At 64.5% G+C, this 12,654-nt stretch carries 8 protein-coding genes and 1 pseudogene; 3 read left to right on the plus strand and 6 right to left on the minus strand.

Translation table 11 applies throughout. The annotated features are described in order from the left end of the window. Positions 1-65: 65 nt before the first annotated feature. The gene (locus tag G6N09_RS17360; protein WP_133053067.1) at positions 66-566 is read left to right on the plus strand and encodes a hypothetical protein; all 501 of its coding nucleotides are present in this window, start codon (positions 66-68) and stop codon (positions 564-566) included. 11 nt (positions 567-577) lie between these two features. Next, entirely contained in the window at positions 578-880 is a 303-nt protein-coding gene (locus G6N09_RS17365; RefSeq protein ID WP_163752846.1) for a hypothetical protein, read from the plus strand. Between the two features lie 99 nt (positions 881-979). Here G6N09_RS17365 and G6N09_RS17370 read toward each other — a convergent pair whose 3' ends face one another. From G6N09_RS17370 to G6N09_RS20375, 4 genes and pseudogenes are all read right to left on the minus strand, one after another. Next, positions 980-2,080 carry a PDDEXK family nuclease gene (locus tag G6N09_RS17370; RefSeq protein ID WP_234806909.1) on the minus strand — a complete coding sequence of 367 codons (1,101 nt, stop codon included), beginning with the start codon at positions 2,078-2,080 and terminating at the stop codon, positions 980-982. A gap of 1,210 nt (positions 2,081-3,290) precedes the next feature. Next, the gene (locus G6N09_RS17375; RefSeq protein ID WP_133053068.1) at positions 3,291-4,148 is read right to left on the minus strand and encodes a GIY-YIG nuclease family protein; all 858 of its coding nucleotides are present in this window, start codon (positions 4,146-4,148) and stop codon (positions 3,291-3,293) included. Between the two features lie 176 nt (positions 4,149-4,324). Next, a pseudogene (locus G6N09_RS17380) lies at positions 4,325-5,394 on the minus strand (IS3 family transposase); the annotation flags it as partial. A 107-nt stretch (positions 5,395-5,501) separates the two neighbouring features. Further along, positions 5,502-8,375, minus strand: a complete 2,874-nt coding sequence (locus G6N09_RS20375; RefSeq protein ID WP_163752847.1) for a PGRS repeat-containing protein — start codon at positions 8,373-8,375, stop codon at positions 5,502-5,504. Positions 8,376-8,950: 575 nt separating this feature from the next. Here G6N09_RS20375 and G6N09_RS17390 point away from each other — a divergent pair. Then, complete coding sequence (locus G6N09_RS17390; protein ID WP_083022860.1) at positions 8,951-10,249, plus strand: NAD(P)/FAD-dependent oxidoreductase; 1,299 nt, start codon at positions 8,951-8,953, stop codon at positions 10,247-10,249. A gap of 222 nt (positions 10,250-10,471) precedes the next feature. Here the strand turns inward: G6N09_RS17390 and G6N09_RS17395 are convergent, their stop codons facing one another. Both G6N09_RS17395 and G6N09_RS17400 read right to left on the minus strand, forming a co-directional pair. Beyond that, positions 10,472-11,098 carry a TetR/AcrR family transcriptional regulator gene (locus tag G6N09_RS17395; protein ID WP_083022861.1) on the minus strand — a complete coding sequence of 209 codons (627 nt, stop codon included), beginning with the start codon at positions 11,096-11,098 and terminating at the stop codon, positions 10,472-10,474. Between the two features lie 2 nt (positions 11,099-11,100). Next, on the minus strand, positions 11,101-12,315 hold the full coding sequence (locus G6N09_RS17400) for an oxygenase MpaB family protein (protein WP_083022862.1): 1,215 nt from the start codon (positions 12,313-12,315) through the stop codon (positions 11,101-11,103). Positions 12,316-12,654 lie beyond the last annotated feature (339 nt).

A 12,654-nucleotide genomic window follows, 5' to 3' on the forward strand; every position in this document is an offset into this window, starting at 1 on the left:
CACTTGTAGCCAACCCGGGCGTGATTTCGGGGCTAGACGGGCACGGCGAGAACAGCAGTGGAGACATGGGAAACGAGGCACTGGACGTAGCCGTCATTGAGTTCGTTGCAGCGGTGGAGGAGCGCAACCGTGTGAGCGAGTTACTCAGAAAAGAGCGACAGTCTGCGCCGGCTCCCATCACACGGGACACGGATGCGGTGAAGAGGTACATCGCTGCCCTCACTTCGGCGTACGAGAAAGTGCGCACCGAGCTTGAGGCGAGCTACGTCAACATCGCGTCGAGTGGCGCGACGGTGATCGGGCTGACGGACAATCCGAACATCGTGAACCCGGCGCAGGCGCTGATGGACGATGCCGTAGCGGAGCGCGGTGAGTTGAAGAAGATGCAGACCAGGTTGAAGAGGTTGGAAAGTGCAGGTGCTGGGCGGCTGGTCGTATTCTTCAGCCTCTTGCCGACGATTCTCCGCGCCTTGCCTCGTGAACAGCAGATACAAAAGCACCTGACCGACCTGACCTCCTACTACCTGTTAGAGATGATGGACGACACCGGCGGCGACGGCTCCTAGCTGAGTCTTCGGTGGCCATGAACTTGGAGCTGGTGAAAATCCCTCACCGCCAGGGCGTGCAGCCATTCGGCTCCGATCACACGGGGTACTCATTCACCTGGTTTAGCGGCATCAGTGACCCGGACAAATACACCAACTATCGGGTGATGCGCGACGGCGTAGAAGTCGCGCGCTTGGTGACCGATGAAACGGTCTACCTCGAAGCCTGCGGATTGGGCGCGCTGAGTCGGGACGACGATTCAGACCAGTTCTGGGGCAGCGGTGTGGGGTGGCAGCGTTTCGTGAATCGCGACGGAAAATGCCGCCCTGCCTGAACTTGTCAAGCCCAACTGCTGAGGTAGTGGCCCGTGACGGTGCGGGGGACACCGCCGTGGGGTGTCCAGGTGACGGTGGCGATGGGATCGGGGAATGTGTCAGGCAGGCGCAACGCTAGCCGTGCTCGTGCTTGAAGCAGTTTCGGCTTCGATGCCGACCTGGTACAAGCTTTTTCCGTGCCACCTCCACACCTCCGAACCGCTGATCGCGACGTTGCCGCGCCCGCCTGCTTCGGAAATGATGTGCTTCGTCAGTCCCGTGGGAGTGTAGGTTTCTTCGGTGTCCGAGGCGCACCAGCGTAGGGGGCGGGCTCGATCATTGACCCAGAATGCGCGTCCTCGCAGCGGGTTCTCCGCGATCCAAGCATCCACCAGGGCAACGGTCGCTGCGTCTCGGAAGCCTTGCAGGTCGAAGGTGAGTTCGCTGTCTTCGGGCATGGTCTTCAGGTCGTGTAGTAGATAGGTCGTTCGCATCCTCCGATTGCTCTCGGCAATCTTCGTCGCCACTGAGGTGGCGGTCGAGACGGCAACGCCAGGAGTCAGGACTCTGGTGGATGGGTCTACAGCGGGGAACAGTCGGCGGAACACAACGCACGGCATTCCTTCTTCGAGCATGAAGGCGTTGACGGTGTGCATTTCGATGACCAGGTTCGGGGTGAGGTTCGAGAGCCATGTGACGGTGGTGTAAGTCTGAGCGGTGAAATCCTCTGCAAGAAGGATGATCTTGGGGACGGTGAGCACGTCGTCGTCCCAGCTTCCATCGACGTGACTTTCGAGCAGCTCGGCGGCATCGGCGGGGGAATGGGGCTGTGCGGGTGTTCCACGGTTGAGGTAGTCGGCGTGGGCGTCAGCGAGTGTTTCCTTGCTGAACCCTGCGACCAACGCTGCGTAGGTGATCGCCTGCATGTGGACGTTGGAGTCAGTCCCGCGCTTCAGTTCCACGACCACAAGCTGGCCTGTGGCATCGAGTCCGAGGATGTCCAGACGTTCTCGTGCCAGGTCACCCGAGTCTGATGACCACTTGTTGTATTGGGTGGTGACGACGCGAACGTTCTCGCCCAGCACCTCGGGGTGATCGACCACCCAACGTTCCAGGTGGGTGGCTTCCCAGACCCCCAGCTTGGCGAGCTGCTTAGAAGGCATCGGTGCGCAAGTCATACGGTCTTCCGCCACGGCAAACATCAGCATCTCTGACGACATGCCACGAAGTGTTGCACGCACGGCGGACAGGCTGACTAAGCAGCACATGGGCGGAGCTGGACAACCGTACGACGGCGAAGGCTCAACGATGAGCAGTTCCGGTTGAGTGCCCCCACCGTTGCCCTGATTGAGCTGAACGGCGCAGGAGTGTCGCAGACTGCTGTTAGGTTCGTGCCGTTCGCAGTGGCACGTACGCGAAAGGCATGAAAATGCAAGTGGAGTTCGATGAATCGCGGCGCGTTTTCAAGATTCGGCAGGAGGCGTATGGAGGAGTAACGATAGTCAACTACCCGGAAACGTTCGACTCGTTCGAGGTAGTGGGAGATGAACTCGTGGTATCGCGCAATGGCTCGGTAGCGGCTCGCTTCGGCAGCGATGGGCGGTTCCGGCTTTGAGTGCTGCTGAGCCTGATGTCGAGTCGCACGAGGTTGCCGTTCTAGGGACTGCTTGCGCGCGTGACCTCGGAGACCCCATGCGGTGGTTTGCTCCAGATGGATATCCAAATTCTTTGGCGCTGAGCATTGTTGATTCCATTTATTCGACGGGGGCTCGCTATTCCTCCGTGGAGAATGTCGTTGCGCGGTATCGCAGCTTCCGACGGGATGTGGGAGCTGACCCGAATGCCGATGGTGCGGATGAACTTGCCGCGACATTTGCGCAACTCGGCGTGGACGGTTGGGCTGATTGCATCGGCAATCGTCGTCCGACATCCTCAGCCAAGGGCGCACCGCTGAAAGCCGAAGCCATATTGCTTGCCGTTGAGGCGCTTTCGGGTCAAGGTGTGCGGAGTGCGGCGGACTTGCGTGCGTTGTCTTCGGACCGTGAACGTGCGCAACAGGTGGAGTCCGCGTGGAGTGCTGTACCAGGGCAGAGCTCTGGCATTACGTGGGCGTACCTGCTGATGCTCGCGCACGTGCCTGGTGTCAAGGCGGATCGGATGGTCGTGCGATATGTAGCTCGTGCGTTGGGAGCAGGGGAGCGAGGCGTGAGCGCGTCCAAAGCGGCGGACCTGGTAACGGGCGTCGCTGGGGAACGTGGCTGGGATGTCCTGAAACTTGACCACGCTATATGGAGGTTCGAATCCGGGCGACCTTTTCAGACCTGACACCTGGGTGCTATCCGAGCATCCGTTCGTCAATCAGCGCCCGATTTTGCCGTCGATGGTGGGCGGCGATGCCGATATTCTGATCGGAAATAGAGCCTGGCAGAGCTAGTTTCGGTTGTTGCCGAGTGTGCGTGACAGCAGAACTTGTTTCCAGTAGGTCTCGCGGTCGATGACGCGTTGATCTTCGGTGCGCTTGGTCATGTGTTCAAGCAGTGCGAAGCGCAGGTTGTCCAAGACGTACGCTTCGCCTTTGGCTCCGACCAACGCCTTAAGCCCGACGTTATTGCCGTGGAGGGTCTCGGCGTAGGTGCACATGCGGTGCCAAATCCCTTCGTCGGCGTACGCCGCTCCGACGTAGGGCTCGCCGGTGAGTTGATCGTGGATGACGTACACGCCTTTCATAGATTCCAGTGCGATGCGCCAGTCGGGTCGGCGTTGGCGGACAATGGTGCGAAGGTCTCGAAAGGTGTGGTTGATGAGGTCGTGTCCGGGAAAGGCGTCACCTTCGTAGGGCTTGTCGTGGATCGCTGCCACCGTCATCTGGTCCAGGTCGGTTTCGAAGTTCCGCCGCGTGACCCGCCCTGTCGGTCGGAAGTCGATGACGAGGCGTTTGATGTATTCGCCCATGATGTCGTCGCGCAGTTCGAGGTCGTAGGAGCGTGTGTTGGCGATGGGGGAGCGACCCGTCACCTCGAAGACTCCGCCGAACAACCACTGGCTCGGGGTCTTCGGCACCCTCGCCATGGTGAAGATGAAGTCGCGGTTGAAGTGGTCGCGTGCGCCGCGCCAGCGACTCCAACCGACCCACTCGTCCCAGTCTGTTGCCAGCTCGTTAATGGGTTCAACCTTGCCGTCTGTGACGGCGCAGTGCAGTTTGCAGGTCTTCGGTTCCAGTTCGCCAAGCAAGTTGCGCAGCGGTATCGGACGCGGGACAGGTCGCGGGTGATGTGGTTCCTTCGTCACGGCTTCCTCCAAAGCGGTGGTGCTCAGTCAGTGTGCCGTGCCTCGACTAGATACGACTGGTTTCGGTGAGCGGGGCGGCGAGCGCTCGCGTTGCACGTCTCCTCAACTCGGGGATCGCCGCGTGGTGGTCAGAATCATTGACCACCATGAGGGGGACCCGTTTGATGGTCCAGTCGCTATGCGGCTTGGGGTTGGTGGGTCGTGGTCCACTGTAGGGCGAACTCGGTTGGGGTGAGTCCGCGGTGGGCTGAATGCGGTCTGTTGGCGCTGGAGTCGATCCTCCAGTCCTCGCTGATGACGCGGGCTTCGCGCAGGGAGTCGAAGCGCCACGAGTTGAGCAGCTCGTCGCGCAGGCGGCCGTTGAACGATTCGATCCAGACGTTCTGCCAAGGTGATCGGGGGTCGATGAACAGCGAGCCGGTGCCGTTGAACCGGCACCAGTCGTTGACCGCGTGGGCGATGAACTCGGGCCCGTTGTCGAACCGCACGTAGTTCGGTGCTCCGTGCACCAGGGCCAAGCGGTCGAGGACCTCGACAACGCCGTCGGCGTTGATGGCCCGGCCAACGTGGATCGCCAAGGCTTCGCGGGTGAACTCGTCGATCACGTTGAGCATCTTCAGAGTGTGCCCGTCGGCGGTGGTGTCGAACTGAAAGCCCATCGCCCAGATCACGTTCGGCCTGATCGGGCACATCGCCCCAACCGCGGTCCCGATGCCGGTCAGCCGCTTCTTCCTGCGGCGCTGCGGAACCCGCAGGCCCTCGTCGCGCCACAGGCGGCGGATGCGCTTGTTGTTGGTCAGCCAGCCGGCCTTGCGGGCTGCGATCGCCGCTCGTCGCCAGCCCCAGCGGGGTCGGTCGGTGGAGAACGTCCGCAGCCAGGCCCTAAGCTCGTCTTCGGCATCGCTGATCGAGGCTGGCTGCAACCGCAACGTGGACCGGTGCAGGCCGACCACCGTGCAGGCTCGTCGCTCGGAGACCCCGAACCGCTCACGCAGCATCACCACGGCGCTGCGCTTGCGGTTCGGGCCTATAAGTTTCCCGACGAAATCTCCTTGAGCATGTCGATGTCGAGGGGCTGGTTGGCCACCAGCTTCTTAAGCCGGGCGTTCTCGGCCTCGAGTTCCTTGAGGCGCTTGGCATCACTGGCCTTCATCCCGCCGTACTGGGCAACCCAGCGATGCCAGGTCGATTCGGTGATCTGCAGGTGCCGGCACACCTCAGAGAGCTCCTGGCCGGTCCCGAGCACCGCAGCAGTCGGCGCGGGATGATCCGATGCCTGGAGCCCAGCAGTTGCTCGAAAGCGTGCATGACAAGGTGCCGTTCGCCAACAGGACCACTGCCGCCGCGGCGCGGCTAGGGGCTATTGGTGCCCCCGGTACCTCCGGTACCTCCGCGGCCTCCGGTGCCGCCGCTGCTGCCTCTGCCCGGATTCCCTTGGCTTCCTAGCGCGCCGGTGCCGCCGGCCACTCCGTCGGAACTCGCACCACCGGTGCCGCCATTGCCACCGGCGCCACCGGCGCCACCGTCGCCATCGGGGCGATAAGCGGAAGTGCCGTTACCGCCGGTGCCCCCGGCACCCCCGGCGCCCCCGGCACTGCCGCGGCCTCCGTTGACACCGGCCAGGCCGTTGAAGCCTGCACCACCGTTGCCGCCCTTGCCGCCAGTGCCGCCACTGCTTAGGTGGCCAGTCAACCCATTTCCGCCATTTCCGCCGGTGCCGCCGCGGCCACCGGCGCCGCCGTCAACGCCCGGAAAGGTGCTGTCCCAGCCGTCCTTGCCGTCCCCACCGTTACCGCCGCGGCCGGGCATGCCCTTCGCGGCACCCCCGCCGCCGACATTAGCGCCACCGGTACCGGGCCGGCCACCGTTGCCACCGTTACCGCCGGAGGTTCCCGCAGCCGCGTCGGCGTCAGTGGCCGCGTTATACCCGGCGCCGCCGTTCCCGCCATTGCCGCCCCTGCCGGCCTCACCGTGTGCACCCCGTGCCGCCTGTGTCCCGCGACCTGCGCCCGCGTAACCACCAACACCACCGACGCCAGCGCGGCCGCCGTGGCCACCGTCACCGCCGTCACCACCCTGGGGGTTGGTCGCGGTACCAGTCGAGCCGTCCGCACCATCCGGACCGGCGGCACCTGCGCCGCCAGTGCCACCAACCCCGCCGATGGCGTGCGACCCACCCCATCCGCCGGCCCCACCGTTTCCGCCGTCCTGGCCGTAGTTGGTTTCACCGATGACGCCGAAACCGTCGCCGCCCTTGCCTCCCCGGCCACCATTGCTGTCTGTTCCGGCGGTGCCCGCCAAGCCGTGTTGGCCCGCTGCGAATCTGCCGGCACCGACCAAGCCTGCCGCGCCGCCGACACCCCCGTTGGCGCCGTTGCCGCCGTTGCCGCCATCACTGGCAACGCTGAAGCCGCCGCCGCCGGAACCGTCGCCGCCCTCACCTGCGGTTCCGGCGTTGCCGCCGTTGCCACCGCTGCCGGCGTTGCCTCCAGTCCCGTTGAGGCTGGTACCGCCGTCACCACCGGCGCCACCGATGCCGCCGCGACCGGCGTTGCCTCCATTGCCACCGATGCCACGGATGCCGACCATCGCGTCGAAGCCCCGCCCGCCGTCGCCACCCTGACCGCCGCTACCGCCGGCGCCGCCAGCACCACCGACCGTGCCACTACCGCCGTGGCCACCGCGGCCGCCGGCACCGCCCGCGCTACCGAAGCGGCCGTTGATGTCGCTCCCTGCACCGGCTACGCCAGCAGCACCGTTGTAGCCTGCGCCGCCATTTCCGCCGTTTCCGCCGTTTCCCCCGTTGCCGAGCGCTCCGTTGGTCTCGGAACCACCGGCACCACCGTTGCCACCGGTACCACCAGCGAAGCCGTCAACGCCCGCAAAGGTACTAGCTGCGCCGTCTTTGCCGTCCCCACCGCTGCCGCCGACACCTGCCGTGCCGTCGGCCGCGGAGGGCCCGCCGCCGGCCTGCTGGCCACCGTGACCGGCGTTACCGCCGACGCCACCGTTGCCACCGGACGTGCCTGCCGCGGCACTGACATCTGAAGCGGCGTCATAGCCGTCGCCACCGGCACCGCCGTTGCCGCCGAGACCACCGACGCCGTTGGTGCCGGCCGCGCCCTCAGCGGCGATGCCCGCGAACCAGCCGCCCGCGCCACCGGCACCGGCCGCACCGGCCGCGCCACCGTTGCCGCCTAGACCACCGTTGCCACCACCAATCCCGTCAATGTCGGAGCTGATCCCGTCGCCGCCATCGGCACCCGCGCCGCCGGCACCACCCTTGCCGCCGACACCGGCAGCGCCGCCCGTGCCGCCCACGCCGAACAGGTACGAACCCCGGCCGCCGGCACCGCCGTTGCCGCCGTTGCCGCCGTTGCCGCCGTTACCTCCGTTGCCATCGCCACCGTTGGCGAAGCTGCCTGTCAGTCCGGCGGCACCGGCCAAGCCGTCGCCGCCTTGGCCGCCGATACCGGCCGTGCTGAACATGCCCCACAGTGCGGCGTCGCCGCCGGTACCGCCCGCGCCACTGACACCACCGGTGGAGGCCGTGTCACCGCCGTTGCCACCGGCGCCGCCGTGGCTGAACCAGGCGAACAGGCCGGCGGCACCGCCGGATCCGCCGTTGCCGCCCAGGTAGCCGTCGCCGCCGTCGCCGCCGTCACCACCGAATAGGCCGCCCTGGCCGCCTGCGCCACCGTCGATGGTGGCGCTGGTGCCGTCGGCGTCCCAGCCTGCGCCGCCGTTGCCAAAGAGCCACCCGCCCGCGTACCCGTCGGGATGCAGGGGAGTGCCGTCGGCGCCGTTACCGAACGGCATCAACCAGTTGATCTCGCTCCAATTGAATGACGCATCGGACGTGCCGGGTGCATCCATCGAAGCTGCCCCGATGCCGGCCAGGTTGCGATCCGACAAGATCGCATCCCAGGTTGCCGGGCTACCCAGACCGTCGAAGAACAGCGACCAACTGTCCGGATCCAGTACCACCGCCCAGGCAGCCTGATCATCCCAGGTGGCGCCCAGGTCGGTGACTGCCGCGCCTAAATCCTCGCCAAACAGGTTTACCAGTGCATCGCCGAGGTCGGCCCGCGCGGGCGGTACGACGGTTAACGAAGCCACGTTGAAGGCCAGCAAGACGCTGAACGCGCTTCCAGCCCCGAGGGCGTGGCACCGCATCCTGTATCGCAGTGTCGAACGACGTTGTCCGGCGTTGAAGCGACTGGTCATGCAGCAGTTCCTTACTAACTTGTGGGGGATGACGCGGGGTCACTGGCGTGCGACGGGCTGGAATTAACGCCGACGGGGTTCAGCTTCGGCTCACAGTTTCGTTAAAACTACCTGAAGTTTTAATAATTGGCACTTTGGCCGGTGTTCCGGACAGGAGTTCGCATGACGATGGCAATGGCCGGCGTCTCCTGTACTAGAGGCTGTCCGAAGGCGGCAGGGCGGAACGGGACGCCAGGGAAGACGCCCGAAACTCCAACAGCAAGGCTGGGCCCCAAGTGGTCGCAGGCACATTGGCGGTCACTCCGCCAGGGAGGCCTTTCTGGTCGGTGCCGGAAGGTGCGATTGCTTTTCTGGCGGCCAGGCTGGCGCCCGCAATGCTGCCGGGTCGACACGCCACCGTTACCGAGCGTCGAATCGGTCGTCGCTCATCGCGGTCGGCGGGGACGGCGCGGTCGGCTGCGACCACGTCCATCGCGAGGCCGGCCTAAGGAGCAGTGCACGAGCAGAACCCACGTCAGTCTGTTCTCCCCGATGCTAGGTTCACCCCCACTGCCTAGTGGGCGCGGAGGCCGTTGATGGAGTCATTTGACGTTGTCGTTGTCGGGGCGCGCTGTGCAGGCTCTGCGCTCGCCACTTACCTGGCGCGGGCAGGCCTGCGGGTGTGTCTGGTCGACAAGGCCACGTTTCCGAGTGAGACGCCATCGACTCACGTGATTCAACCTCGGGGCGTGGCGATTCTCGCTGAACTGGGCGCGTTGAATCCGGTGCTGGCGCGAGGCGCGACCCAACTGGACAGCTTCAGTTTGGTGATCGACGACGTGCGTCTCGACGGTGCGCTCGGCGATACGTTTCCCCATCTTGGTCTGAATGTGCGGCGCACAGTTCTTGACCACGAGTTGGTGAATGTGGCTGTGAAATCGGGGGTTGATGTGCGGACCGGCCTCCGGGCTACCGGGGTCCGCAATGCAGAGTCACGCGTTGCCGGCATCGAGACCGCCGATGGACCCATCGATGCGGCATTGGTGGTGGGCGCTGACGGCCGGGGTTCGATGGTGGCGAAGTCCGTTGGCGCTCGCAAGTATCTGGAGGAGCCCGGCGGGCGTGTACCGGTGTGGGGGTACTTCGCGACGGGGCCACAGGAGCCACGGCTACGTATCGGGCGCAGGGGCAACTTCTCGTTCCTGGCCAGTCCGACGGACTCGGGCCTCTACATGGCAGCCGTCGGCGTCGACCACCGTGAGATCGAGTACTTCAACCGTGACCGTGAGACCAATTTCCGCGACGCACTTCGTCAGTGGCCCGAGCTCGATGCCATCGTCGGCGACGCTGATCGTGACGGGCCGCTACGCGTCATGACCAACTGGCACAGCTACTTTCGAGAATCAGCTGGGCCGGGATGGGCGCTGGTCGGGGACGCCGGGCATTTCAAGGACTTCTCTCCCGGCCAGGGAATCTCCGACGCCCTCTGCCAAGCCAAGTCGCTGGCGACGGCTATCAGTGCCGCCGCCGGTTCTGCTGAGGCACTAGATTCCGCACTGAAGCGGTGGTGGAAGCAGCGGGACCGCGATGCTCTTGACATGTACTGGTTCGCGATGCAAATGGCACCGCCTGGGGCGGCCTCGCCGCTGGTCGCCGAAGTCATCCGGCGCGTATCGGCTGACCCGAAAGGCGCTACGACGCTGCTGAAGGTGATGAACCGCGACCTGCCTTCCGCCAAACTGTTCACCCCGCCACGGCTACTCGCCGCGTCCTACACGACGCTTCGCAACCACCCGGGCCAACGGCGCGCGACTCTCGCCGAGATCGGCGCACAGATGGGTGCTGAAATCGACAAGCTTCGGGCGCGACTTGGATCGCGATCGAACCGCCCATAGTTCTGGCGATTCAACCGGGCTATGGCCGCGGTCGCTCGGCGGGACTAACCCGTTCGGCTCGGGCCGCTTTCACCGCGATGGCTGAGGTGGCGCCATTTCTGAGTATGGTTCGAACGCGGGCTGTGGAGTGGTGAGGCAACCTGCCTTGAATCTTGTACTGATGTTCCCCAGCCTGTTCACTATGGCGGCTATGAGATCCGTTGAGGGCCAGCGATCTCAAGTCTAGGAACAGCGGCAGACCAACGGGGGAATTGTCCGGTAAGCGTACGAACGAAGCTCTTCCTTGTTGTCAAAATCGGTTGCCAGATCGGGTGCTGCGAGGATCGAAATGATCAATCGAACAATTGTTTCGGCAGCGATGCGCGCGTCCTGTTCTGCAATCTCGCGACGGCCGATGAGGTAGCTCGCCAGGGCCTCGATACTCGCCCGCGCTAGCGGGCCGGGATCCTGTTCGGCCACTTCGCTGAACAAGTGGTGCTGGCGGCCGTAGCCGATGATGTATATGAAGGTTTCGGTGACAGTTTCTTCGGTGCTGCGCTCGGGCCTGTCAGCCGCAACCAGTGATTCGGCGAGGCGGCGGCCTTCCCTCACAAGCAAAGCGCGCACTATGGCGTCGCGGCAATCGAAGTTTCGATATAGCCATGCTCGGGAGATTCGGGCCTCCCTGGCGACGACGGCCATGCTGGTCCTCCTTACGCCGTGGGTGGAGAAGCAGCGAAGGGCGGCATCGAGGATCTGGTCTTGCATTCTGGTGTCAGTTGCCGACAGATCCCCTAAATCGACACTGCCCCAGGGAGTATCGACCGCCTGCATGTCCAGGGCCGCGCTTTCAGGCTTGCTCGGAGCCATGGCTACGCGACCGGTGCGACGGCCTGGTGCGGCTCTACTGAGCGGGGTGCGGCCTTCATCAGTGTCAACGGTTTACTTAAGTACTTGCGCTGATGGTCGGCGATCGCGAGATCAGAGCCTCGCCGTCCTCGGCGCCGTTGATACTCACTGAGGGAGATTACCGGGCGGAGCACCGTCAACAGGGGATGGTGTACACGCTCGGGCTCGTCGAGGTGCTCCCATACTTGCCCCATGATGACGTTCGAGGTACCCCACAGTGCCTGCGACGCCAAGGGGCGACCAACCGGAGCAATTATCGGCCGTAAGGTCCTCGGGAACATCCGTTCAATGCGGACGCCAGCCCGCATCAATGCTCCGTCGAGCTTAGGGCTGTCTGCATCAGGGGGCGCAAAGATCATGGTTCCCGCATCGAGCATCTGTTGAGCCCGTGTCAGGTCGGTCGGCAACAGCTGGTCAGGTACACCCATCAGAAATGCGATCCAGCGCCACGTAGCTCTCATGGCCTCCATCTCGGCGTCCGTGAAGCTGGCTCCCAGGGTTCGTGACACCGCAAACGGCGCCAGCAGGAAAGCGTTGGCCGTCAACGCCATTCCCGTGCCATGGATTGGCTCACCCCATGCCGGTGTATCCCACCTCGCATCGTTGCGTAGTTTGCGGCGCACCATCGCATGCACAAATCGGATCTTGATGGTGTCAACGAACCCCTGCGCCCCAGGTGACAACGTCCCGGGATTGGTGGCTGACAACACCCATCGCGCGGTCTCTTCATACCGGCGTGCCGCCATTTTCTCCGAACGGCCGTTCATCGCCTGGGGCTTATTCAGATCGCCCCACTGATAGCTCAGCCGCTGAGCCGCTGGCATGCCGATGAGAACCGAAACGCCGAACCGCCACCACACTGCTGCGCCCCACCGCACTTGTTCGGCGTCAAACCAATCGGGCGGGGACATCACCGGCTCCAGCAGCGCCTCTAGCGATACGGGAGCTCCAGCGGCGCGGGGCGACGACGACGCCAAAGCCTCGTCGAGCAGGCGCCAACCCACCCCTGGTTCCAGGTTCGCGAAATCCTCGACTGCGGCGTCGACAAGCGGATCGGTCCAAAACATCCCACGGACGAACGCATCCACCACATCTCCGGGGACAACGGCGCGGGCTGCGTTGATCCGCATAGCGCGGCCTTCGTCAAATGGCAGCGCATCCAGCTCGACCTTCGGCATACCTGACACAGCTGAATACGGTAGACAAGTAAACTCTATTTTGTCTACTGCCGCAGTTTGAGGCCCAATCGGTGTGGCGGCATCCCCTCATGCCACTCATCTCTGGATTCGGTTAGCGTCGCCGAAATTCACGAACGTCGAGTGACGATCACCGTCACCCTTCCCGGTCTCCGCCGTTCCACGCGCGAGCCTCGTCGCGGGGGCGGGCGCGCATTGCAGACCGGCGATCCTCCGGGCGGTGGTGCCAGTGGCACATCCAGCAGTTGCAGACGTTCGCGCCGGTGAAGGTGAACTGCCAATAGCAGCGGGTGCGACCCCCGGCGCCGCGGACGGGCAAGT

Origin of the sequence: Mycolicibacter minnesotensis, from assembly GCF_010731755.1 — a bacterium.
GTDB classification, from domain to species: domain Bacteria; phylum Actinomycetota; class Actinomycetes; order Mycobacteriales; family Mycobacteriaceae; genus Mycobacterium; species Mycobacterium minnesotense.

What these genes read in the sequence shown, in the direction of transcription:
- G6N09_RS17360 (WP_133053067.1), top strand. Translation starts at nt 66, where the DNA reads ATGGGAAACGAGGCACTGGACGTAGCCGTCATTGAGTTCGTTGCAGCG.
- G6N09_RS17370 (WP_234806909.1), bottom strand. Translation starts at nt 2,080, where the DNA reads ATGTCGTCAGAGATGCTGATGTTTGCCGTGGCGGAAGACCGTATGACT.
- G6N09_RS20375 (WP_163752847.1), bottom strand. Translation starts at nt 8,375, where the DNA reads ATGACCAGTCGCTTCAACGCCGGACAACGTCGTTCGACACTGCGATAC.
- G6N09_RS17390 (WP_083022860.1), top strand. Translation starts at nt 8,951, where the DNA reads ATGGAGTCATTTGACGTTGTCGTTGTCGGGGCGCGCTGTGCAGGCTCT.
- G6N09_RS17395 (WP_083022861.1), bottom strand. Translation starts at nt 11,098, where the DNA reads ATGGCTCCGAGCAAGCCTGAAAGCGCGGCCCTGGACATGCAGGCGGTC.
- G6N09_RS17400 (WP_083022862.1), bottom strand. Translation starts at nt 12,315, where the DNA reads ATGCCGAAGGTCGAGCTGGATGCGCTGCCATTTGACGAAGGCCGCGCT.